A 21,842-nucleotide genomic window follows, 5' to 3' on the forward strand; every position below is an offset into this window, starting at 1 on the left:
CTACTCAGTCGAAGACCGGGCCGACGTCGCGGGTGCGCTTGATCTCGTAGAAACCAGGGGTGCCGGCGACCAGCAGGGTGCCGTCCCACAGGCGGCCGGCGGCCTCACCCTTCGGGCGCGGGGTGACCACGGGGCCGAAGAACGCGATGAGGTTGCCGTCCGGGCCCGGCACGTGGATCACCGGCGTGCCGACGTCCATGCCGACCGGGTTCATCCCGGCGAAGTGGCTCTCCCGCAGCTGGTCGTCGAACTCGGTCGAGTCGGCGAACTCGGCCAGGTCGGCCGGGAGCCCCGCCTCGGCCAGGGCCGCCCGGTACAGCTCCGGCCCGAGCTCCTGCTGCTCGTGGTGGATCCGGTTGCCGAGGGCGGTGTAAAGCGGACGAAGTACGTCATTTCCGAACTTCTGCTCGGCCGCGATGGCCACCCGGACCGGGCCCCAACCCTTTGCCAGACCCTCCTTGTATTTCTCCGGCAGGTCGTCGCGGCCTTCGTTGAGGATCGAGAGGCTCATGACGTGGAAGCGGACGTCGACGGGCCGGACCTGCTCCACCTCCAGCAGCCAGCGGGACGTGATCCAGGCCCACGGGCAGCGCGGGTCGAACCACATATCGGCGATGACGCGGTCTTCGGTCACGGCGGTGACCACCTCTCTACTGAAAGCGTCGGGAACCCGATGCGATCCTTACGCAACCCTCGTGTGAGGTACCACTTCGGGCACGAGTGACCTGAGCCACTCCCCCAGTCTCCTCCGCGAGCATGGAACACTCGGGGTGACGCCGTCGACGGGGACGGCCACAGCGCAACGACAGGAGACGAGACGTGGCCGGTGTACGCAACCTACGCCAGGTCGAAGCGGTCGAGCGGGCCCGCCTGCTCGAGGTGACGGCGTATGACATCAGCCTCGATCTGACCGACGGCGCCGGGAATCCGGGTGAGGGCACGTTCCGGTCGACCAGCGAGGTCCGGTTCACCTGCCGCGAGCCGGGGGCCGGGACGTTCATCGAGGTGGCCGCGGCGGCCGTGCACGGTGCCACGCTGAACGGCGAGCCGGTCGACACGAGCGGCTGGTCCACCGAGAGCGGCCTGGAGCTGACCGGCCTGCGCGCCGACAACGTCCTCGTCGTGGACGCCGAGTTCCCGTACTCCACGACCGGCCAGGGCCTGCACCGCAGCGTCGACCCCGTCGACAAGGAGGTGTACCTCTACAGCCAGTTCGAGACGGCCGACGCCCAGCGCGCCTTCGCCTGCTTCGACCAGCCCGACCTCAAGGCCGAGTTCACCTTCCGGGTCACCGCGCCCAAGCACTGGAAGGTCATCTCCAACATGCCGGCGGCGAGCCAGGACGGGCTCGTGCGGGTCTTCCAGCCCACGCCGCGGATGAGCACCTACATCACCGCCGTGTGCGCCGGGCCGTACCACGAGGTCCGCGACAGCCACGACGGCATCGACCTGGGCGTCTTCTGCCGGCAGTCGATGCGGCAGTACCTCGACGCCGACGACATCAACCTCGTGACCAAGCAGGGCTTCGACTTCTTCCACGAGGAGTTCGGCATCCGGTACCCGCTGCCGAAGTACGACCAGGTGTACTCGCCCGAGTTCAACGCGGGCGCGATGGAGAACTTCGGCTGTGTCGTCCACGCCGAGCAGCACTACATCTTCCGCTCGCCGGTCACCGACTTCGAGTACGAGCAGCGGGCCAACACGATCCTGCACGAGCTCGCCCACATGTGGTTCGGCGACCTCGTGACCATGCGCTGGTGGGACGACCTGTGGCTGAACGAGTCGTTCGCCGAGTGGGCCAGCCACTGGTGCAACACCCACGCGACCCGGTTCACCGACGCCTGGACGACGTTCCTGTCGGTCCGCAAGAACTGGGGCTACCGGCAGGACCAGCTCTCCTCGACCCACCCGGTGTACACCGAGATGCCCGACGTCGAGGCGGTCGAGGTCAACTTCGACGGCATCACGTACGCCAAGGGTGCCAGCGTCATCAAGCAGCTCGTCGCGTACGTCGGCATCGACGCCTTCCGCAGCGGCCTGCGCTCCTACTTCGCCCAGCACCAGTGGGGCAACGCGACCTTCGACGACCTACTGAGCGCGCTCGAGTCGGCCAGCGGCAAGGAGCTGCGCAAGTTCGCCGCCCAGTGGCTGGAGACGGCCCAGGTCAACACGCTGCGCCCGGAGCTCACGGTGGCCGCCGACGGCACCTACGAGCGGGTCGTGGTGCGCCAGGAGGCCCCGGCCGCCTACCCGACGCTGCGCACGCACCGGATCGGCATCGGCCTGTACGACCTCGTGGACGGCGCCCTCGTGCGCCGCGAGCTCGTCGAGGCCGACGTGGACGGCGAGCAGACCGAGATCGCCGCGCTGGCCGGGGTCCGCGCGGCCGACGTGCTGCTGCTCAACGACGACGACCTGACGTACGCCAAGCTGCGCCTCGATCCCGAGTCGATGGCGGTCGTGGTGGACCACATCGACGGCCTGGACAACTCCCTGGCCCGCGCGCTGGTGTGGTCGGCCTCGTGGGACATGGTCCGCGACGCCGAGCTGGCCGCGCGCGACTACGTGCGGCTGGTCGCCACCGGCCTGGCCGCCGAACGGGACATCAACCTGGTCACCGCGACCATCCGGCAGGCCCAGTCGGCGCTGGTCTTCTACGCCGACCCGGCCTGGGCGCCGCAGGGCTGGGCCCAGATCGCCGACGCCGCCCGCAGCGCGCTGCGCTCGGCCGAGCCGGGCAGCGGCTTCCAGCTCGCCTGGGCCCGCTCGTTCGCGGCGGCGGCCCGCAGCCAGGCCGACCTCGCGGTGCTGGCCGGCTGGCTGCGCGGCGAGGACGTCCCGCCGGGGCTGACCATCCAGGCCGACCTGCGCTGGGGCATCCTGCACTCGCTGATCGCCAACGGCGCGGCCGACCCGGCGCAGATCGAGGACGAGCTCGACCGCGACCGCACGGCCAGCGGCGAGCGCCAGGCCGCGCTCGGCCGGGCGCTGGTGCCGACCGCCGAGTCGAAGGCGGAGACCTGGCGCCGGCTCACGCAGGACCACGCGCTGCCCAACTGGCTGCAGCGCTCGCTGCTGCAGGGCTTCCAGCACTCGGCCCAGCAGGAGCTGACCGCGCCGTACGTGCCGGCCTACTTCGACGCGCTGCTGCCGGTGTGGTCCAACCGCGACAGCGAGCCGGCGGCCGAGTTCGTCGAGATGGCCTACCCGGCCTACCAGGTCAGCGAGGACACCGTGGCGCGCACCGAGGCCTGGCTGGCCACCCCGGACACGCCGGCGCCGCTGCGCCGTCTGGTGGGCGAGGGCCGCGACGGCATCGTGCGGGCCCTCAAGGCACGGGCGAAGGACGCCTCGGCCTCATAGCCGGTACCAACGAAAACGCCGCGCTCCCGGTCGGAGCGCGGCGTTTTTCGTGAACGTCAGTGCCGGCCCGCGTGGTCGGCCAGCTGGGACAGCCCGGAGACCAGACCGCCGGCCAGGTCGCCCCCGCCGAACGCGGCCGCCATCGACAGCGCGGCGAGCTTGGCCGCCCGGTCCGGCAGGCGGCGGCGGGCCTCGCCCCCGGTCACGATCTCCAGCACGCGCTGGTTCGGCGACAGGGCGATCAGCACGGAGTTCGCCGGGTCGGCGAGCTGCCCGTGCAGCTTCTCCGTGTAGGCCCGGGCCGGCTCCTCGAGGTCGCCGACGTAGATGCTGAAGGTCAGCCCGGTCGACGTGTCGGCCAGGCGCAGCGCCTCGTCGAGGCGGAGCAGCTGGCGCGTGGTGAACGGGCCGTTGAGGACTTCGGGCCGGCCGGTCAGGCCGGTCGGGCTACCACCGGTCACTTGCGCCTCCGATGACTTGCGGCTGCGTGCGCTCGCCGGACCACTCGGTGGTCGCGGAGGCGTCGTTGCCCGCGGGCAGGGCGGCCCGCCGCGCACCGGTGAGCTCGCGGGCGTGCGCCGCCTCGGCCAGCTGCTCGGGCGCGGAGAGGAACCAGACCGGCGTGAACTCGAACGGCCGTCCGGGCCGGTAACGCCGGCTACGGCGGGAACCCCCCGCGTAGACGGCGCCCGCGATGAGCAGGATGACCGCGAGCGGGATCCCGGCGAAAATCAGCGTCGTCTCGATGATGGACAAGCTCAACGCCCCCAGGCGTCGAAGGGACTAAAAGACCGGCTTCACGTTAGCGGGCGGCAATGACCAGCCGGTTGCCGGGGGCCTACCGTCACTGACATGGACTCCTCGCGCCAGTATGCCCAATCCCTCGACGGACAGGACTCGATCGGACATTTCCGGGCGCGTTTCTACATTCCGGACGAACAGCTGATCTATTTCGACGGCAACTCCCTCGGCCGGCTGCCGCTCGCCACCCGCGAGCGCCTGCGCGACGCCGTCGATCGCGAATGGGGCCACGACCTGATCCGCGGCTGGGACAGCTGGATCGACCTCGCCCGTTCCGTCGGCGACATTCTCGCTTCGTCGGTACTGCACGTGCGCCCCGGCGAGGTGATCCTGTCCGACTCCACCAGCGTCAACGCGTACAAACTGGCCGCGGCGGCGCTCGACGCCCGGCCCGGCCGCGGCGTAATCGTCACCGACGACGACAACTTCCCCACCGACCGGTACGTCCTCGAAGGCCTCGCCAAGGCCCGCGGCCTGGAGCTGCGGGTGATCGAGACCGACGTCGACGCCGGCGTGGACCCGGACCGCGTGGCGGCGGCCCTGGACGACGACGTGGCGCTGGTCTGCCTGTCCCACGTGGCGTACCGCTCGGGCGCGATCGCCGACATGGTGGCGATCACCACTGCGGCGCACCGCGTGGGGGCCCTCACACTGTGGGATCTCTGCCACTCGGCGGGCGCCGTGCGGGTCCCGCTGCGCGAGTCGGGTGCGGACCTGGCCGTGGGCTGCACGTACAAGTACCTCAACGCCGGCCCGGGCGCGCCCGCGTTCCTCTTCGTGCGCGAGGACCTGCAGCCCGAGCTGCGCCAGCCGATCTGGGGCTGGTTCGGTCGCAAGGACCAGTTCGCGATGGGCGCGGGCTACGACCCCGCGGGCTCCATCGACCGCTTCCTGGTGGGCACGCCGCCGGTCCTGGGCGGGTACGCGGCCCTGGAGGGCGCCCGCATCACCGCCGAGGCCGGCCTGGACGCCCTCGCGGCGAAGGGCGCGGCGCTGACGGACTACGCGATCGACCTGGCCACGGAATGGCTCGGCGACCGCCTGACCCTGGCCAGCCCACGGGACGCGGCGCGGCGGGGCAGCCATGTGACCTTCCGCGCGCCTGAGGCCTGGCAGATCTGCCAAGCCCTCAAGGCTGCGGGCGTGATCCCGGATTTCCGCACGCCGGAGCGGCTGCGGATCGGGCTGGCGCCGCTGTACACCCGCTTCGTCGACGTACACGAGGGCATGACGAGACTGCGCGAGATCCTCGACTCCGGCTCGTACGCCTCGTTCGAGGCGTCACTGAGCCGGGTCACCTGATCTAGGCAGCCGCCTGCACCTCGTCGGCGGGGAGGTCCAGCCAGTCGGCCCAGCGCGGGTCGGGGGTGCGGTGGCCGAGGACCCGCCAGGCGACGCCCTTGGGGGCAATGGGGGTGGCATGCAAACGCCAGCCGAGTTCGGCTGGCGTTTTGTCACCTTTGGTGTGGTTGCAGCGGGCGCAGGCGGCTACGACGTTCTCCCAGGCGTGCCGCCCGCCACGGCTGCGTGGCATCACGTGGTCGATGGTCTCGGCCGGGCCGCGGCAGTAGGCGCACCGCCATCCGTCGCGCGCGAATATGCCGCGGCGGGAGAGGCCTATGTGCGTGCGGTACGGGACCCGGACGTAGCGGGTGAGCCGGACCACCGAGGGCACCGGCAACTCGTTCATCGCACTGTGGAGAATTCCGTCCCCGTCGGCGACACACACGGCCTTCGACGTCAGGACGAGGATGGTGGCACGTCTGACAGACACGACACACAGGGGCTCGTAGGTGGCGTTCAGCACCAGCGCACCCGATACTCGTGCGGGTCGTATGTCAGGCATCGCCGTCCCCCTAGTGCGTGAAGGAAGTCTCCCTGGTAATGGCCATGTGAGGTCTGCTCACGGGCCCACCGGTGGTGGTCCGTGGGCTAATCGTCCCTGATAGATCCTCGGATTGCACGTACTATTTGCGGCCGGTGGGTGAACCTTCCCCCGCTACCCCCGGCCTTTGGGCGGACTTACCCCGGTTCGCCCCGGTTTGCTGCGAGGAGCCCAGTGATCAGCCCCATCGCGATGCCCCTGAAGGACCCGGTGCCCGGCAGCTCCCCGAGCTGCGCGGCCGCCGACAAGTCGGGCCTCTGCGACTTCGTCTGGGACCAGACCAAGAACAAGTGGCTGGCCGAGAGCAGCTACTGGGTGCTGGTCAAGCCGCTGACGATCCTCATGATCATCATCGTGGCGCTCATCATCCGGGCGCTCATCCACCGGGCGGTGGACCGGCTGATCAGGCACACGGTGGCCGACAACGAGTCGGGCGGGTCGGTCCTGCGCCCGCTGCGCAAGCGCCTGCCCACCCTGACGGCGCCCTCGGAGCGGCGCAACCAGCGCGCCCGGGCGCTCGGCTCGGTGCTGCGCAGCATCGTCTCGGCCGTCGTGTTCTCGATCGCCGCGATGCTCGTGCTGGGCGAGATCGGGATCAACCTCGGCCCGCTGCTGGCCAGCGCCGGCATCGCGGGCCTGGCCATCGGCTTCGGCGCCCAGAACCTGGTCAAAGACTTCATCGCCGGCCTGTTCATGCTGCTGGAGGACCAGTACGGGGTCGGCGACGTGGTCGACGTGGGCGAGACCAGCGGCACCGTCGAGGCGGTCGGGCTGCGCATCACCACGATCCGGGACGCGGCCGGCGTGGTCTGGTACGTGCGCAACGGCGAGATCGTCCGGGTCGGCAACAAGAGCCAGGGCTGGGCCGTGGTCAACATCGACGTACCCGTGGGATTCGTCTCGGTCGACCAGGCCACCGCGGTGCTGCAGGCCACGGCCGAGGCGTTCGCGGCCGACCCCGACTTCGCCGACGACTTCATGGACCCGCCCAAGGTGCTCGGCGTGGAGCAGCTGACCGCCGACGGCGCCGTGCTGCGGACCACCGTCAAGACCTCGAACGAGGCCCAGTGGCGCATCGGGCGCGAGCTGCGCCGGCGGCTGTCGGAGTCGCTGGAGCAGGCCGGGATCGCGGCTCAGCTGACCGCGGCGCGGATGTACATCCGGCCGGCCAACGGCGACGGCGAGCCGGGGCCGGGCGGACCCGCCTGAGTCCGGTACCAGAGCGGGCTCTTCAATCGACAGTCGCCATTGTGCTGGTTGGCACGTCGCAAGCTTGCCCGTCGCCACCCGGCTGATGTGGCCATATCGCCAGTAGCGCACCGAAAGGTGCTATTGTCCGATCTCGCGGGCATCTGTGATCAACCCGGAGGGTAGGGTCGCGCGTCGGGTGGTCAGTCGGTTATCGTCCGTTCGTTCAGGTGCATCGCTGCACAGTGTCCCGGTCCGCCGCCGTTGACCCCTCTCGGGCGGATTGACCGGTTCGGCCGCGCCCGCGAACGTTCCGCCGCCGTCGCGACCAAAGGGGAAGGGGGCTCTGCCGGTGTCGAAACCCGACGAGTCCGCCAGTCGCCCCGCCACGATCCGGGAAACGCTCGCCAACCGCGAATACGCGGCGCTGTTCACGGCGCAGGCGCAGTCGAGCCTGGGCGACAACGTGGCCCGGGCGGCGGTGGTCGCGCTGGTGTACCGCCAGACCAACTCCCCGATCCTGTCCGCCGCCGCGTTCGCCGTGAGCTACCTGCCGTGGCTCGGCGTCGGCGCGCTGCTGGCGGCGTGGGCGGAGCGGCACCCGTACCGGCGGACCATGATCGGCTGCGATCTCCTCCGGGCCGCGATCATGATGGTGCTGGCCGCCTTTCCGGGGCTGCCGACCGCGCTGATCATCCTGCTGCTGTTCGGCAACGCGCTGCTGAGCCCGCCGTTCGACGCCTCCCGCTCGGCGCTCATGCCGCAGCTGTTGCAGGGCGAGCGGTACGTCACCGCGATCACGCTCAACCGCACGACCGGCCAGGTCTCGCTGATCGCCGGGTATGCTCTGGGCGCGCTGCTGGCCTCCATCAACGGCTCCGCGGCACTGCTCATCAACGGGCTCACGTTCATCGTCTCGGCCGGGCTGATCGCGCTCGTGATCAAGGAGCGGCAACCCGCGCTGAAGGCCGAGGAGCACACCAACCTGCTGCGCGAGGCGGCCGACGGCTACCGGGTCGTGTTCAGCTCCCCCGTCATGCGGGCCATCGCACTGGTCGTGTTCTGCGGCGTCTGCTTCGGCGTGGTCCCCGAGGGCCTGGCCGCGGCGTGGGCCGCCCACCTCGCCGGGCACTCCGACACGTTCGGCTTCGGCGTCATCATCACCGCCGCCGCGGCCGGCTTCGTGCTCGGCAGCGCCCTGGTCACCTGGCTGCTGCGGCCCCAGCGGCGGGTCGCGCTGATCCGGCCGATGGCGATCGTCACACCCCTGGCGCTCGTGCCGGCCCTGCTCGACCCGAGCCTGCCGGTGATCGTGGTCATGACACTGCTCGCCGGTGCCTCGCTCGCGATCACGCTGCCGGCCGGCAACGGGCTGTTCGTGCAGGTGCTGCCGCCGGCGTACCGGGCCCGCGCGTTCGGTGTGATGCAGAGCGGCGTACATCTGCTGCAGGGCGGGGCGATCCTGTTCACCGGCTGGCTCGCCACCTTCTACCCGCTGCCGGAGGTCGTCGGGTACTTCGGCATCGCCGGCCTGGGCGCCACCGTGCTGATCATCGCCGCGTGGCCCGCGAAGGCGACCATCGCCGATGCCATCGCGGCCAACAAGGTCCGGGTGGCGGCCACGCAGTACGCCGCCGACCACTCCGGCATCGACGACCTCAGCGAGGTCACGATCGACCTGGCCCGGGTGCCCGTGCCGCCGCGCCGCCGCCGGCCCTCCCCCGGCCCGTCGGCCCGCCGCGAGCCGCCGATGGCCGACCCGGCCGAGCGCACCGTCGACCTCACCGAGCGCACCGCCGAGCTGGGTGGCCTCCCGCCCGCACCGCCGTCCCAGCCCGCGCGGCATAGTTGATGGCGTGACCTCCCCCAACTCCGCCTCCCCCAACTTCTACGAGCTGGTCGGCGGCGAGCCGACGTTCCGCAAGCTCGTCGACGAGTTCTACGCCGGCGTGGCCGAGGACCCGATCCTGCGCCCGTTGTACCCCGAGGAGGACCTCGGCCCGGCCAACGAGCGGTTCCGGCTGTTCCTCATCCAGTACTGGGGCGGCCCCACCACGTACTCGGAGAACCGCGGCCACCCGCGCCTGCGGATGCGCCACGCCCCGTTCCGGATCGCGTCGGCCGAGCGGGACGCCTGGCTGCGCCAGATGCGCCGGGCCGTCGACGCGATCGCGCTCGCACCGGAGCAGGAGGCCACGCTCTGGGACTACTTGGAGCGCGCCGCCCACTTCATGGTCAATGCCGACGACCCGGAAGAATCGGACAGTCAGACCATTCCGGTGCTTTAGCGCCGTTTGCGTTTCCTTTCGCCACGTTTCGAGTTGTCTGGCTATGTGCCGCCGTCTCCGGCGGCACGGTCTGGCCCCGCCGGGCCTCACGAAACGACCGAGGAGACGCCTGCATGCGCCGACGCCTGATCGCCGCTGCCGCCACAGCATTGGCCGCTTTCGCGGTCGCCATCCCCGCCGCGCACGCCGCGCTCAACCAGCCCGCCACGGTGTCGACGAACCCCGCCGACTTCACCCCGAACGTGACCGACGGCGAGGTCCGGGCGTTCGCGATGGTCGGCGACACGGTGGTGGTGGGCGGTGATTTCGACACCGTCACGGACGCCCAGCGCAAGGTGCGCTACAACCGCAAGAACCTGTTCGCGTACCGTGCGACGACCGGCGAGATCCTCCCGTTCGCGCCACAGCCGGACGCGCCGGTGTTCACCCTCGCCACCGGGCCCAACAACACCGTGTACGCCGGTGGCCAGTTCAAGCGCATCGGCGGCGGTGAGCAGCGGGGCCTGGCCCAGCTCAACCTCGCCGACGGCAGCCGCGTGCCGGCCTTCACCGCTGCGATCAACTGGGGCGACAGCCGCAGCATCATCGCGCAGGGGCCGTGGTTGTACGTGGCCGGCTCCTTCAGCGCCATCGGCTCGACCCAGCGGATCGGCCTGGCCCGGCTCAACGCCGCGAACGGCGCCGTGGACCCCGCCTTCGACCTGAAGCTGGCCGCGCCGCACCTGACCCGCGTGAAGCTCGAGGACCTGGCCCTGAACCCGGACGGGACGCGGCTGGCCGTCGTCGGCGCCGTGGAGCAGGCCGCCGGGCAGTGGCGGGCGCAGGTCGTGATGGCCGACATGCCGGCCGGCGGGGCCGTGAAGCTCGCCGACTGGTACACCGACGCCTACGCCCACGAGTGCCGGGCCGGCTTCGAGACGTACCTGCGCGGCGTCGACTTCGACCCGACGGGCACCTACGCCACGATCGTGGCCACCGGCCGCAAGTGGGGCGAGAACCTGATGTGCGACACGGCGGCCCGCTTCGACCTGCGCGGCACGGGGCTGCACAAGCCGCTGTGGGTGAACCACACCGGCGGGGACTCGCTGTACTCGGTCGCGGACACCGGCTCGGCGATCTACGTCGGCGGGCACCAGCGGTGGATGGACAACCCGCAGGGCCGGGAGACGGCGGGGCCGGGCGCGGTGGCGCGGCCGGGGATCGCCGCCATCGACCCGAAGACGGGCAAGGCGACCTCCTGGAACCCGCAGCGCAATCCGCGGGGCATCGGGGCGCGGGCGCTGCTGGCGACGCCCCAGGGGCTGCTGGTGGGCTCGGACACCGAACGGATCGGCGGGGAGTACCACGGGCGCTTGGCTTTGATGCCTGTCTCGTAGTGCTCCGCGAATGACAACGGCCCCCGTCTCACGACGGGGGCCGCTTTCATATGGGGTGACTGATGGGATTTGAACCCACGACACCCGGGACCACAACCCGGTGCTCTGCCAACTGAGCTACAGCCACCATGAACTCGCCCGCTAATAGTAGGGCATGCGGGACGGGATCCGTCGACAGGGTTATGACGCGTTCGTGTCGCCTTCCCGGCTGAGCTCGGCCGCGATCGACTTGGCCGTCTCGACGTCCGGTCCGGGCAGCGGCACGAAGAGCGTGCGGCGGTAGTACTCCAGCTCACGGATGCTCTCGCGGATGTCGGCGAGGGCGCGGTGGGCGAGGCCCTTCGGGGGCTGGCCGAAGTACACGCGCGGGTACCAGCGCCGGCAGAGCTCCTTGATGGAGGAGACGTCGATCATCCGGTAGTGCAGGTGGTGATCGAGGCGCGGCATGTCGCGGGCCAGGAAGCCGCGGTCCGTCGCGATCGAGTTGCCGCACAGCGGGGCGGTGCGCGGGTCCCGCACGTGCTCGGTGATGTACCCCATGATGAGGTCCTCCGCCTCGGCCACCGTCACGGTGGAGGCGCGGACGGCCTCGGTGAGACCCGAGCGCCCGTGCATGTCCCGCACGACCTCGAGCATCCCGTCCAGCGCGGCGTCGTCGGCGTGGATCACCACGTCGACACCTTCGCCGAGCACGTTGAGATCCGGGTCGGTCACCAGCGCCGCCACTTCGATCAGCGCGTCCTTACCCAGATCGAGGCCCGTCATCTCACAGTCGATCCAGACCAAAAGATCACCCACACCCGACAGCCTAGTGTTCATTTGGCTGACTTCTCGCTCCTCGGTGCGGGCAACCACCCATACTGCGCCATGTCGTTACCAAAGCCTGCGTTCAATGTGGCGCGGATCACGACGTGCCTCCGCCTCAGCGCGCGGCGGTTTTGGCTGTCTGGTCGGTTTCGTCCGTCTCGGCGGCCACTTCGAGCGGCGCCCACGTGAACTGGATGTCGATCGCCGGCATGGCGGGCAGCGGGGGCAGGTCGATGTCGAGCTCGACGTCCTTGGGCGCGGGGCGGTCGAGCTCGCACTCGGCCATCGCCTTCTCCTCGGCCTTGGGCTCGTCCGCTTCCGGCTCGCGCTCGGCGTCGGCGGCGGCCATGACGTCGGCGAGGGTGGCCATGACGCGGGCCTTCTCGACCTTCGGCTCCTCCGCCTTCGGCTCTTCGGCCTTCGGCTCTTCGGCCGTCGCGGTCGCGGCCGGCTCCTCGGCCGTCTCCTCGGCGCGCGTCTCGTTCGGTTCTTCGTCGCGCGTGTTGATCGACTCTTCGTCACGCGTCTCGGAGGTGGGCTGCGCCGGGATCGGCAGCGGCTCCGGCTCGGCGGGCGTCTCGTCTTCGGCCTCGGTGCCGGTCGCGGCGCCGGCCGCCTGCAGCGCCGGGCGGGCCGGGGGCCAGGCCAGCGTGATCAGGGCGAGGAAGAACAGCGCGCCGCCGAGCATGAGCAGGCCGCCGGTGGTGGGGCCGAGCCAGGCCGGGGCCAGCCGGGCGGTGATGGCGGCGTCGATCCCGTCGGTACCGTCGGCGCGCATCACCACCAGCGACAGGTGCTTGCCCCGCAGGGCCGAGGCCGACCAGGTGAGCTCGCTGCGGCCGTCGCGCTGCACGCTGCGGGCGGTCCAGAACGTCTCGCCCGCCGGGCCTTCGCCCTTGTCGGCGAGCCGCGGGTTGGCCGGCTCCTGACCGCTCGGCGCCGCCGGGTCCTGCACGGTGGCCGGGTCCTGGGCGGCGGGATCCTGAGCGGCCGGGTCCTGCGGAGCGGCGGCCGGGTCTTGCACCGCGGCCGGGTCCTGCGCCGGGGCCTCGGCCGGCGGCGCCGGGTTGGCCTTGCCCGTGCGGTTCGCGGCCATCGTGGTCAGCTCGACCGGCAGCGGCCCGCGGGCCAGCCGCACGTGCGTCAGGTTGGTGTACGTCCGCTCGCCGAGGTACCGCTTGACCTGCGCCTCCGGGGCGAGCCCGATGAAGAGCGGGCCGCCGGAGCCGACCGCCGACAGGCTGAGCGTCGTCTGCCCACCCCGCGCGAACGGCGCGTCGGCCCGCAGGAGCGCGTCGACGTCGGGCACGACCACCGCGGTACCGTCCGTGCGGACCGGTTCCAGCCGTGCCCTGAACGTGTCGTCGGCGGCCCGGTGCTCCATGGCCAACAGGAGTCCGCCACCGGCGAGAGCCAGCGGCACCGCGATGAGCAGCAGCAGCGCGCCGACACCCGCCCGAACCAGACGCACGACCATGGCAGCGGCCCCTCTTCCCCCGGCGTTACTGCCCCGACATTACCGGCAATTCGGACTATTGCTCCCCAAATCGCCGGTAACGCGTTGCTTTACCCCTTTACTTCACCGGCACCTGCACCGTCACCGTTGTCTGGTTGAGGTCGTCGACGCGCGCCGTGAACTTGAACTCCCAGGTGCCGGGCGACACCAGCGAGACCTGCCCGACCGCGTGGTCGTCGCTGACCGCGAGGGTCGGGACGGTCAGCGGCTCGATTCCCTTGGCGGGCAGGGCGGCGGTCGCCTTCCACTCCACGACGGTTTGCGGGCCGGAGCCGTCGGCCTTCACGGCGTACAAGTGGATGGAGTTCTGCCCCACGGTCGCGGGCGAGATGTCCACCTGCAGCTTGAGGAGGCTGGTGGAGACCACGGTGTCGAACGGACCGGGCGGGGTGGAGCTCTCGCCGCTGCGCGCGGGGCTGGTCTGCACGAGGACCGAGGTCAGGGCCAGCACGACCACGGCGATGGCGACCTCGACGAGGACCGCGGTGCGCAGCCGCTTCCGGTCCCGCTGCTCGATCTCCGGCGCCACCGCGACCCCGGCCTCACCGCGCCGGCGGAACTCGACCACGTCGGCGCCGTCATGCGCTTCGACCTCGCCACCGTCGCGGGTCCGGCCGCTGCTCCGGCCGGCGGTCGTGTCACCGAGCGCGCTGGTCACGGCGCCGCGGCGGGCTTCGATGCTGCTGACCTTGGCGTGTACGCGTTCGGTCTCTTCGTCGCGCTCCTCTTCCTGCTCCTCGACGTCCTCGTCTTCGTCGGTCCAGTCGGCCTCGTCGTCTTCCTCGCGGGCCGCCTCGTCGCGATCTGCGAGCTCTCCCCTGTCGGACATTTCCGACATGTCGCCGACGCCCGGACCGACCGGGGTGAAGCGGCTGTTCGTGAGGCGGCGCGAGTACGCGGCGACCGCGATCACGACGGCGAGGAGCGCGACCTTGGCGATGACGATCTGGCCGTACGTCGTGCCGGTGAGCGCGTCGAGCGTCCCGATCTCCACCAGGGCCTGCGCCGTGCCCGCGAGCACCAGGACGGTGATCGCGAACAGCGCCCAGCCGGACCAGACCGGCACGATGGCGGTCAGTTCGCGGGTGTTGGCCCGGCGCAGCAGGAAGCCGAACAGCATCACCAGGCCGCCGAGCCAGACCGACATGGCGGCGAGGTGGGCGGCGTCGGCGACCACGGTGAGGGTCGGCACCGGGGAGGCGCTCGGGTGCCCGGAGATCGGCCAGGTCGCGAGCCCGACGATGCCCAGGATGACCAGCATCGTCTGGTCGAACTTGCCCGCGCGGCCGGCGATGACCGGCCGGAGCAGGACCGCGGTGGCGAGCACGACGCCCAGGCGGACCAGGTGCGCGGCCCCGAACGGGGTGCCCAGGACCTCCCGGGTGGCGGCGCCGGTCACGTCGAAGAGGGTCGTGCCGGCGGTGTACGGGATTTCGACGTACAACTCGAGGATCGTGCTGATCGCGAGCAGTCCGGTGCCGGCCATGGCGACGCGGCCCGGATCGCGGGTGGAGAGCCGGCGCGGCCAGAGGGCGAACAGGATCAGCGCCGGCCCGACCAGCAGCACCAGGCCGGCGAAGCCCAGGAAGCGGGCCACCGACATGGCGGCCTTGACGACCCCGTCGGTCTGCACGGAGGAGCCGGCGTCGTCGGCGTTCGGCGTGTTCGACACCTCGCCGAAGGAGAAGCTGTACCCGCCGCTGACCGGATGGCTGTCGGCCGAGATGACCCGGTAGCTGACCAGGTACGTGCCCTTCGGCCCGCCGGTCTTGAGCGGGATCACCAGTTCCTGGTCGCGCACCGCGGGCTTGCCGGTGTCGGCCCGGCTGCCGTCCGGCGCGACGACCTTGATCTTGTCGGCGACCAGGCGGACCTGCTCGCTGAAGGTGAGCGTCACCTCACCCGGCATCTCCTGCAGCACGGTGCCGGCGACCGGCGCGGTCTGTTCGAGTTCCGCGTGCGCGCTGGCGGGCGCGGCGGGCAGCACGAGGATGGCCAAGGCGCCGAGGAGCATCGCCAGGGGTACGGACCATCTGCGGTTGGTCATGACTTCATGATTTCGCGCCGGTCATTCTGAGGTGGTCGCGGGTGGCCCCCTAAAAGTTCCCGATGACTTTCGGTAGCACCGCCATGGACGCTCGGCGATGGCTCCCCGGTTCTGTCGTACCCTCGCGATAGAGTCTCGCCATGACGACGACACGCTTGGAGCCGGGTGACACCGCCCCCGAGTTCACGTTACAGACGGACCGGGACGAGACCTTGTCCCTCGCCGACCTGCGCGGGCGCAAGGTCGTCCTCTACGCGTACCCGGCGGCGATGACCCCGGGCTGCACGAAGCAGGCGTGCGACTTCCGGGACAACCTGGCGTCGCTGAAGTCGGCCGGGTATGAGGTGGTCGGGATCTCGCCGGACTCCCCCGCGAAGCTTGCCCAGTTCCGGGAGCGGGACGCGATCACGTTTCCGCTGGTCTCCGATCCGGATCGGGCGGTGCTGCGGTCCTATGGCGCTTATGGGGAGAAGCAGAACTATGGGCGGACGGTGCTTGGGGTGATCCGGTCGACCTTCGTGATCGATGAGAAGGGGCTGATCGAGCGGGCCATGTACAACGTGCGGGCTACTGGGCATGTGGCGAAGTTGCGCAAGGACCTTGGATTGGATTGAGGGCTCTTGGGCCGGGGGCCGGGGGGCCGGGGCATCCTCGTTCGGTGCGGGCCGTCGGGGTTGGGCTGGGCGTCGGGGTTTTGGGCTGGGCGTCGGGATGTGGCTGGCTCTTGGCGAGATCTTGGCCAAAACACACTGGTAATCGGGGCGAAACGGTTGCTGCCTAGGCTCCGTGCATGGCGGACATCTTCGATGAATACTCGATGTCCGGGGCCATGTTCGAAGCTTGGGACGAGATGTTCGAACGCCCCGGTCAGCCGCGGTCGCCCTATCGGTCGCTGTTCGCCGCGCTCCAGCCGCTTGCCCCGGCCGACCTGCGGTTCCGGGCCGATCAGCTGGCTCGCGTGTTCACGGATCGAGGGGTCACGTTCGCGTACGCGGGCGAGGAGCGGCCCTTTCCGCTCGATCTGATTCCGCGCATCCTCGATGCCGCCGAGTGGGATCTGCTCACGGCGGCGGTGCAGCAGCGGGTCAAGGCGCTCGAGGCGTTCCTGGCCGACATCTACGGGGCCGGGCGGGTCTTCGCCGACGGGGTCGTGCCCCGCAAGCTCGTCACCACCAGTGCCCACTTCCACCGGCAGGCCTACGGGATCGAGCCGCCGAACGGGGTCCGCGTCCACATCAGCGGGGTGGACCTCGTGCGGGACGAGGCCGGGCGGTTCTGCGTGCTCGAGGACAACCTGCGAATTCCCAGCGGCGTGTCGTACGTGATCGAGAACCGGCGGGCGCTCACGCACACCATGCCGGCGCTGTTCGCCGACGCTCGGGTGCGGCCCGTCGACGACTATCCGGCCCGGCTGCTCGCGGCGCTGCGAGCCTCGGCTCCCGAAGGCGTCGACGACCCGACCGTCGTCGTGCTGACCCCCGGTGTGTACAACGCGGCCTATTTCGAGCATGCGCTGCTCGCGCGGCTCATGGGGGTCGAGCTCGTCGAGGGGCGCGACCTGATCTGCAGCGGCAACCGGGTGCGGATGCGGACCACGCAGGGCGAGCGGCCGGTGCACGTCGTGTACCGGCGGGTGGACGACGACTTCATCGATCCGCTGCACTTCCGGCCCGACTCGGTCATCGGCTGCCCGGGGATCGTGAACGCGGCCCGCGCGGGGCAGGTGACGCTCGCGAACGCGATCGGCAACGGGGTGGCCGACGACAAGCTGCTCTACACGTACGTGCCGGACCTGATCCGGTACTACCTGGCGGAGGAGCCGCTGATCGACAACGTGGAGACGTACCGGCTGGACGAGCGCGACCCCGAGATCCTCCACGACGTGCTCGACCGGCTCGATCAGCTGGTGCTCAAGCCGGTCGACGGCGCCGGGGGCAAGGGGATCGTGATCGGGCCGCAGGCCTCGGCGGAGACGCTGGCCACGCTGCGCCAGGCGGTCGCCAAGGACCCGCGGGGCTGGATCGCCCAGCGGCCGGTCGCCCTGTCGACGTCGCCGACGCTGCTCGGGGACCGGGTCGCGCCCCGGCACATCGACCTGCGGCCGTTCGCGGTCAACGACGGCAGCGAGATCTGGCTGCTGCCGGGCGGGCTGACCCGGGTCGCGCTGCCCGAGGGGGCGCTCGTCGTGAACTCCAGTCAGGGCGGCGGGTCCAAGGACACCTGGGTGCTCGCCCACCCCGGCGACCCGGCGCCCGCGCCGCGGCCCCGGACGGTGGCCGAGCCCCGCGACGCCGGATCGAGCCCCCGCGACACCGGGCCGGCGGCCGCGCAGATGGCCGGACAGCAGCAGTAGGGAGGGGACGCATGCTCAGTCGCATCGCGGAGTCGCTGTTCTGGATCGGCCGGTACATCGAACGCGCCGACGACACCGCCCGCATCCTCGACGCCTTCCTCGGCCGGCTGATCGAAGATCCGTGGGCCGACGAGGACGGGGCCTGCCGCACGCTCATGTCGATCCTCGGCGCGCCGGCCCCGCAGGACCGCCGGCTCACCACCGGCGACGTGCTCGAACTACTGGCCTTCGATGCGGAGGATCCCAGCGCGATCTCCGGCGCGATCGTGGCGGCGCGGGACAACGCACGTGGGGTACGAGAGACGATTTCCAGCGAAATGTGGGAATGCCTCAACGTCACCTGGCACACCCTGGCATCCCGCCGGGTCGCGGCCGAGCGCCTCGGGCCGACCGTGTTCCTCAGCTATGTCCGCGAGCGGGCGGCCGTGCTCGCCGGCCTCGCCGAGTCGACCATGAGCCGCGACGACGGCTGGCGGTTCCTGGTGCTGGGCCGCAGCCTGGAGCGGGTCGACATGACCGCCCGGCTGCTGTCGATCCAGACCAACACGCCCGACGAGGTGACCGGCTGGCGCACGGTGCTGCGCTCGTGCGGCGCCGACGAGGCGTTCCTGCGCACCCACGGCGGCACGTTCGACCCGCAGCGGGTCACCGAGTTCCTGCTCCTGGACCGCCTGTTTCCCCGGTCCGCGCTCCATGCCCTCGGTACCGCCGAGCAGTGCCTCGTCGACCTCGCCCCCACCATCGAACGGGCCGGTGTGACCGACGCCGCGCGGAGGCCGATCGGGCAGATCCGCACGCGGCTGGAGTACGCCGACACGACCACGCTGCTGGCCGAGCTCCCGCAGCACCTGCGCGCGCTGCAGCAGACCTGCGCGACGGCGAGCGCGGCCATCACCGCCCGGTACTTTCCGCAGTCCACGCCCGTCACGTGGGGCACAGTCGCTTGGGGTGGCTCATGAACTGGCGCCTGAAGATCCGGCACGTCACGGGGTACAAGTACGCCGGTACCGTGTCCGCCTCCTACAACGAGGCCCGCCTCACGCCGCTGACCCTGCCCTGGCAGACCACGCTGTTCAGCCAGGTCGAGGTGACGCCGGGCGCGGCCACCTACCGTTACCACGACTACTGGGCGACCCAGGTGACCGCGTTCGACCTGCACCGCCCGCACCAGCAGCTCCGCGTCGTGTCGAGCAGCCTGGTCGAGGTCTCCCCGCCGCCGTCGGCGTCCTTGTCGCTGGACTGGGCGGCACTCGGTACCAGCGCGGTCCTTGACGCCCAGGCCGAGTTCCTCGCCTGCTCCCGGCTGACCTCGGTGAGTGCCGCCCTGGCCGAGGACGCCTGGAGCGCCGTCGGTTCCGCCGCACCCGCGCAGTTCGCCGAGGCCGTCTGCCACTGGGTGCGGGACGCGGTCGCGTACGTCCCCGGCTCGACCGGCGTGCAGACCAGCGCCCAGGAGGCGTGGGACCTGCGCAAGGGCGTCTGCCAGGACATCGCGCACCTGACCGTGGGCCTGCTGCGGGCGCGCGGGATTCCGGCCCGGTACGTGTCCGGGTACCTGCACCCCAAGGTCGAGGCCGAGGTCGGCGAGACGGTCGCCGGGCAGAGCCACGCCTGGGTCGAGTGGTGGGCCGGCGAATGGACGGGCTTCGACCCCACCAACGGCGTCCCGGTCGGCCCGCGGCACGTGGTGGTCGCCCGCGGCCGCGACTACGACGACGTGCCGCCCCTGCGTGGCGTGTACCACGGCGCGCCGAGCAAGCACCTGGGCGTCACGGTGGAGATCACCCGGCTGGCCTGAGTATTGTGTCTCTCTGTTACGCGGGGCCGTAGCCCAATGGCAGAGGCACACGGTTTAGGTCCGTGCCAGTGTGAGTTCGACTCTCACCGGCCCCACTGCAATTCCTGCCCAGGGGAGCTCCGCTCCACCCGGACCCCCTCGGGCCCGTTTATCGGTTCTGCAAAGGCATTTCAGCCTCGTACACTCGGCGCATTATGACGAAGCTGAATCAGATCATCGCGGTCGAGAAGGGCGTGAAGTCCCGCTCGTTCCAGGACCTCACCGAGTCCCACCACGTCCTGCAGAAGCCGGCGCTGCTGGCGGGCATCTCCCGCACGTACCGGCCGAAGGACGAGGAGGGCGAGCAGCTCCCGCCCGAGTCGACGCGCGTGCAGGTCAAGGCCGAAGAGGTCCTCCGCCAGACCGGGACCATCCTGACCCGCCTCTTCGACGTCACCGCGACCAAGGACTGGACCAACTGCGTGGCCCGCGCCGACGTCTCCGTCGACGGCGAGGTCCTGCTCCGCGAGGTCCCGGTGTCCTACCTGCTCTTCCTCGAGAAGCAGCTGGCCGACCTGCTGACCTTCGTGCGCAAGCTCCCGATCCTCGACGCCGCCGAGACCTGGGTCTACGACGCGTCGGCGGACACCTACGCCACCGAGCCGACCCAGACCACGCGCACCAAGAAGATCCCGCGCAACCACGTCAAGGCCGAAGCTACGGAGAAGCACCCGGCCCAGGTCGAGGTCTACTACGAGGACGTCGTCATCGGCTACTGGAAGACGATCAAGTTCTCCGGCGCCCTCCCCGCCAAGCGCGTCAACGAACTCGTCGAGCGCGTCGAAAAGCTGCAGGCCGCCGTCAAGTTCGCCCGCGAAGAGGCCAACGGCGTCGAGGTGGTCGAACAGGAAACCGGCGAGAAGGTGTTCCGCTTCCTCTTCGGCTCCTGATGGTGTACTCCCGGTGAGCGCCCATCCCCGCCCGGTAATGCGGTTCCGTGGGGCGGCGGGTTGGTCTTAGGATCGGAGGCGCGCAGGAGCGCAGGCTGAACCTGAGGCTCAGTTTGACAGGTGCGCGCGGTGTCAACGTGGAGGTTCGATTCCTTCCGCCGCCAGTTCTCTCGGCGGCGTAGCCCAATGGCAGAGGCGGCCGCGGGAGCCGAAACACAAACTCAACTTCTCGCTCCAGTCTGAGCATCCGCCGCCGAACGCCGGATCAACCGAACGGGACGCCAGTCGTCGAGGTTGCGGGTTCAACTCCCGCTCGGTCCTCTCCACGGGCCGATAGCTCAATCGAAGAGCGCGACGTCATAACCTGATCCACGTTCTTCAAACGCCGCCGGCGTGCGCAATTGGGCGGCAAGCCGAAGCCCGGCGGATGGATACTCCGCCGGGCTTCACCAATTCGCCTTTGTGGTTGCTGCCCGCCTTCGGTGCCTTACGGGGCCATCGGTTGATCGCGGGGAGGCCGTCTCGCTCGCCTCTCGCCTTCGGTGCCTTGCGGGCCCTCGGTTCAACGCGGGGGGCGTCCCACTCGCCTTCCGGGCCTTGCGGAGGCCTTCGGTTGATCGCGGGGCGTCTCCACACGCCTTCGGGCCTTGCGGGGCCCTCGGTTGATCGCGGGGCGTCTCACACGATCTCGGGTGGCGGCCCGCACTCCTTGATGGCATCAGCGAGCGTCGTCAGCGACCGGACCACCGCATTGCGCCCTTCCCCTCCGTGCAAAACCTTCCGCGGCTCACGGATCCGCTCCACCCCGATCGCGTGCGCCCCCGCCCGCTGCGTGGCCGACATCGCCGAGAACGTCGCACACACCACCGCCGTGTCCTGCGCCCGCACGCCGATCTGCTCGAACACCGGCGCCAACGTCCGAACCGTCGGGTTCCGCATCGCAAACCCCCGCCCCAACGCGGGCCCGACCAGATTCCGCAGCCCAAGCCGATGCAGGTACCGCCCAACCGCCGACTCACTGTGCGGCGCATAAACGGCCACCGACCGCGCGGTCGCCCGGCATGCCTCAAGCAACTCAGCCGTACCCGTCGTAACAGGCACCCAGTCCGCCGCATCCACCTCAGCGTCATGGATCACCTGCTCGGCCCTGCGCCCGACCTCCTCCGACACCTCATACGCCGCAGCCAGCATCTCGAACGGGTTGTCGCTCGTACCCTCCAGAATCGACACCCGATGCCCGTTCTCCCGCAACATCTCGCCAACCCGAAGCGCCACCGCCTCCGGCTCAGGCAGCAAGTTCCCCAACACACTGAACGTCACCACAACGTGATGCGTCCGCTGAAGAATCTCGGCAAGATGGGGCCGCACCCGCACGGGCGTCACGGCTTGATCATGTCCCGCCTACCGCCCCCCGCGACGCGTTATGCCACTTTCGCCCCGCCGCCCAGCGTGCTCTCGCCGCTACTGTCCGGATCCCACTCGATCACCCCT

19 protein-coding genes and 2 tRNA genes are annotated in these 21,842 nt (G+C 70.6%); 12 read left to right on the forward strand and 9 right to left on the reverse strand.

Annotated features, from left to right (window positions below; all coding sequences use genetic code 11):
* Positions 1-4 precede the first annotated feature (4 nt).
* Complete coding sequence (locus ACQP00_RS47515) at positions 5-607, reverse strand: mycothiol-dependent nitroreductase Rv2466c family protein (RefSeq protein WP_433224259.1); 603 nt, start codon at positions 605-607, stop codon at positions 5-7.
* Positions 608-819: 212 nt separating this feature from the next.
* Here ACQP00_RS47515 and pepN point away from each other — a divergent pair, with 212 nt between their 5' ends.
* Positions 820-3,363: an aminopeptidase N gene (gene pepN / locus ACQP00_RS47520; RefSeq protein WP_433210336.1), complete on the forward strand. Its 2,544-nt coding sequence runs from the start codon at positions 820-822 to the stop codon at positions 3,361-3,363.
* A 56-nt stretch (positions 3,364-3,419) separates the two neighbouring features.
* Here pepN and ACQP00_RS47525 read toward each other — a convergent pair whose 3' ends face one another.
* Both ACQP00_RS47525 and ctaJ read right to left on the reverse strand, forming a co-directional pair.
* A complete protein-coding gene (locus ACQP00_RS47525) occupies positions 3,420-3,824 on the reverse strand; it encodes a DUF5130 family protein (protein ID WP_433210338.1) in 405 nt (134 codons plus the stop codon).
* Complete coding sequence (ctaJ, locus tag ACQP00_RS47530; RefSeq protein WP_433051469.1) at positions 3,811-4,119, reverse strand: aa3-type cytochrome oxidase subunit CtaJ; 309 nt, start codon at positions 4,117-4,119, stop codon at positions 3,811-3,813. Before ctaJ ends, ACQP00_RS47525 begins: the two co-directional genes overlap by 14 nt.
* Positions 4,120-4,215: 96 nt before the next feature.
* Between ctaJ and kynU the strand changes: the two genes are divergently transcribed.
* Complete coding sequence (gene kynU / locus ACQP00_RS47535) at positions 4,216-5,466, forward strand: kynureninase (protein ID WP_433210340.1); 1,251 nt, start codon at positions 4,216-4,218, stop codon at positions 5,464-5,466.
* A 1-nt stretch (position 5,467) separates the two neighbouring features.
* On the opposite strand, the gene ACQP00_RS47540 is transcribed toward kynU, so the two are convergent.
* On the reverse strand, positions 5,468-6,010 hold the full coding sequence (locus ACQP00_RS47540) for an HNH endonuclease (RefSeq protein ID WP_433051475.1): 543 nt from the start codon (positions 6,008-6,010) through the stop codon (positions 5,468-5,470).
* 213 nt (positions 6,011-6,223) lie between these two features.
* On the opposite strand from ACQP00_RS47540, the gene ACQP00_RS47545 reads away from it, so the two are divergent.
* The 4 genes from ACQP00_RS47545 (at position 6,224) to ACQP00_RS47560 (ending at position 10,901) form a co-directional block, all read left to right on the forward strand.
* On the forward strand, positions 6,224-7,258 hold the full coding sequence (locus tag ACQP00_RS47545) for a mechanosensitive ion channel family protein (RefSeq protein WP_433210342.1): 1,035 nt from the start codon (positions 6,224-6,226) through the stop codon (positions 7,256-7,258).
* A 331-nt stretch (positions 7,259-7,589) separates the two neighbouring features.
* On the forward strand, positions 7,590-9,089 hold the full coding sequence (locus tag ACQP00_RS47550; protein ID WP_433210344.1) for an MFS transporter: 1,500 nt from the start codon (positions 7,590-7,592) through the stop codon (positions 9,087-9,089).
* A 4-nt stretch (positions 9,090-9,093) separates the two neighbouring features.
* Positions 9,094-9,525 carry a globin gene (locus ACQP00_RS47555; RefSeq protein ID WP_433210346.1) on the forward strand — a complete coding sequence of 144 codons (432 nt, stop codon included), beginning with the start codon at positions 9,094-9,096 and terminating at the stop codon, positions 9,523-9,525.
* 113 nt (positions 9,526-9,638) lie between these two features.
* Positions 9,639-10,901: a delta-60 repeat domain-containing protein gene (locus ACQP00_RS47560; protein ID WP_433210348.1), complete on the forward strand. Its 1,263-nt coding sequence runs from the start codon at positions 9,639-9,641 to the stop codon at positions 10,899-10,901.
* A gap of 51 nt (positions 10,902-10,952) precedes the next feature.
* Here ACQP00_RS47560 and ACQP00_RS47565 read toward each other — a convergent pair.
* The 4 genes from ACQP00_RS47565 to ACQP00_RS47580 all read right to left on the reverse strand — a co-directional run bounded on the left by ACQP00_RS47565 (position 10,953) and on the right by ACQP00_RS47580 (position 15,271).
* Positions 10,953-11,028 (reverse strand) — tRNA-His (locus ACQP00_RS47565).
* Positions 11,029-11,081: 53 nt separating this feature from the next.
* Entirely contained in the window at positions 11,082-11,720 is a 639-nt protein-coding gene (orn, locus tag ACQP00_RS47570) for an oligoribonuclease (protein WP_433210350.1), read from the reverse strand.
* 103 nt (positions 11,721-11,823) lie between these two features.
* Positions 11,824-13,185, reverse strand: coding sequence for a hypothetical protein (locus ACQP00_RS47575; RefSeq protein ID WP_433210352.1), 1,362 nt, complete (start codon positions 13,183-13,185; stop codon positions 11,824-11,826).
* A gap of 97 nt (positions 13,186-13,282) precedes the next feature.
* On the reverse strand, positions 13,283-15,271 hold the full coding sequence (locus ACQP00_RS47580; protein WP_433210354.1) for a copper resistance CopC/CopD family protein: 1,989 nt from the start codon (positions 15,269-15,271) through the stop codon (positions 13,283-13,285).
* Between the two features lie 140 nt (positions 15,272-15,411).
* Between ACQP00_RS47580 and bcp the strand changes: the two genes are divergently transcribed.
* The 6 genes from bcp (at position 15,412) to ACQP00_RS47610 (ending at position 20,351) form a co-directional block, all read left to right on the forward strand.
* Positions 15,412-15,885: a thioredoxin-dependent thiol peroxidase gene (gene bcp / locus ACQP00_RS47585; protein WP_433210356.1), complete on the forward strand. Its 474-nt coding sequence runs from the start codon at positions 15,412-15,414 to the stop codon at positions 15,883-15,885.
* Positions 15,886-16,061: 176 nt separating this feature from the next.
* Positions 16,062-17,624, forward strand: a complete 1,563-nt coding sequence (locus ACQP00_RS47590; protein WP_433210358.1) for a circularly permuted type 2 ATP-grasp protein — start codon at positions 16,062-16,064, stop codon at positions 17,622-17,624.
* Between the two features lie 11 nt (positions 17,625-17,635).
* Complete coding sequence (locus ACQP00_RS47595) at positions 17,636-18,583, forward strand: alpha-E domain-containing protein (RefSeq protein ID WP_433210360.1); 948 nt, start codon at positions 17,636-17,638, stop codon at positions 18,581-18,583.
* Positions 18,580-19,422 carry a transglutaminase family protein gene (locus tag ACQP00_RS47600; protein WP_433210362.1) on the forward strand — a complete coding sequence of 281 codons (843 nt, stop codon included), beginning with the start codon at positions 18,580-18,582 and terminating at the stop codon, positions 19,420-19,422. The genes ACQP00_RS47595 and ACQP00_RS47600 overlap by 4 nt, the downstream gene beginning before the upstream one ends.
* A 22-nt stretch (positions 19,423-19,444) precedes the next feature.
* Positions 19,445-19,517 (forward strand) — tRNA-Leu (locus ACQP00_RS47605).
* A 99-nt stretch (positions 19,518-19,616) separates the two neighbouring features.
* The gene (locus tag ACQP00_RS47610) at positions 19,617-20,351 is read left to right on the forward strand and encodes a hypothetical protein (protein ID WP_433210364.1); all 735 of its coding nucleotides are present in this window, start codon (positions 19,617-19,619) and stop codon (positions 20,349-20,351) included.
* Between the two features lie 678 nt (positions 20,352-21,029).
* On the opposite strand, the gene ACQP00_RS47615 is transcribed toward ACQP00_RS47610, so the two are convergent.
* A complete protein-coding gene (locus ACQP00_RS47615) occupies positions 21,030-21,734 on the reverse strand; it encodes a hypothetical protein (protein ID WP_433210366.1) in 705 nt (234 codons plus the stop codon).
* Positions 21,735-21,842 lie beyond the last annotated feature (108 nt).

The organism is Dactylosporangium sp. CS-047395 (assembly GCF_050942185.1).
GTDB lineage: Bacteria > Actinomycetota > Actinomycetes > Mycobacteriales > Micromonosporaceae > Dactylosporangium.

Bases quoted from the DNA above. Each gene is read 5' to 3' on its own strand.
- ACQP00_RS47515 (WP_433224259.1), bottom strand. From the start codon at position 607: ATGTGGTTCGACCCGCGCTGCCCGTGGGCCTGGATCACGTCCCGCTGG.
- kynU (WP_433210340.1), top strand. From the start codon at position 4,216: ATGGACTCCTCGCGCCAGTATGCCCAATCCCTCGACGGACAGGACTCG.
- ACQP00_RS47540 (WP_433051475.1), bottom strand. From the start codon at position 6,010: ATGCCTGACATACGACCCGCACGAGTATCGGGTGCGCTGGTGCTGAAC.
- ACQP00_RS47560 (WP_433210348.1), top strand. From the start codon at position 9,639: ATGCGCCGACGCCTGATCGCCGCTGCCGCCACAGCATTGGCCGCTTTC.
- orn (WP_433210350.1), bottom strand. From the start codon at position 11,720: ATGAACACTAGGCTGTCGGGTGTGGGTGATCTTTTGGTCTGGATCGAC.
- ACQP00_RS47575 (WP_433210352.1), bottom strand. From the start codon at position 13,185: ATGGTCGTGCGTCTGGTTCGGGCGGGTGTCGGCGCGCTGCTGCTGCTC.
- ACQP00_RS47580 (WP_433210354.1), bottom strand. From the start codon at position 15,271: ATGACCAACCGCAGATGGTCCGTACCCCTGGCGATGCTCCTCGGCGCC.
- bcp (WP_433210356.1), top strand. From the start codon at position 15,412: ATGACGACGACACGCTTGGAGCCGGGTGACACCGCCCCCGAGTTCACG.
- ACQP00_RS47590 (WP_433210358.1), top strand. From the start codon at position 16,062: ATGGCGGACATCTTCGATGAATACTCGATGTCCGGGGCCATGTTCGAA.
- ACQP00_RS47595 (WP_433210360.1), top strand. From the start codon at position 17,636: ATGCTCAGTCGCATCGCGGAGTCGCTGTTCTGGATCGGCCGGTACATC.
- ACQP00_RS47600 (WP_433210362.1), top strand. From the start codon at position 18,580: ATGAACTGGCGCCTGAAGATCCGGCACGTCACGGGGTACAAGTACGCC.
- ACQP00_RS47610 (WP_433210364.1), top strand. From the start codon at position 19,617: ATGACGAAGCTGAATCAGATCATCGCGGTCGAGAAGGGCGTGAAGTCC.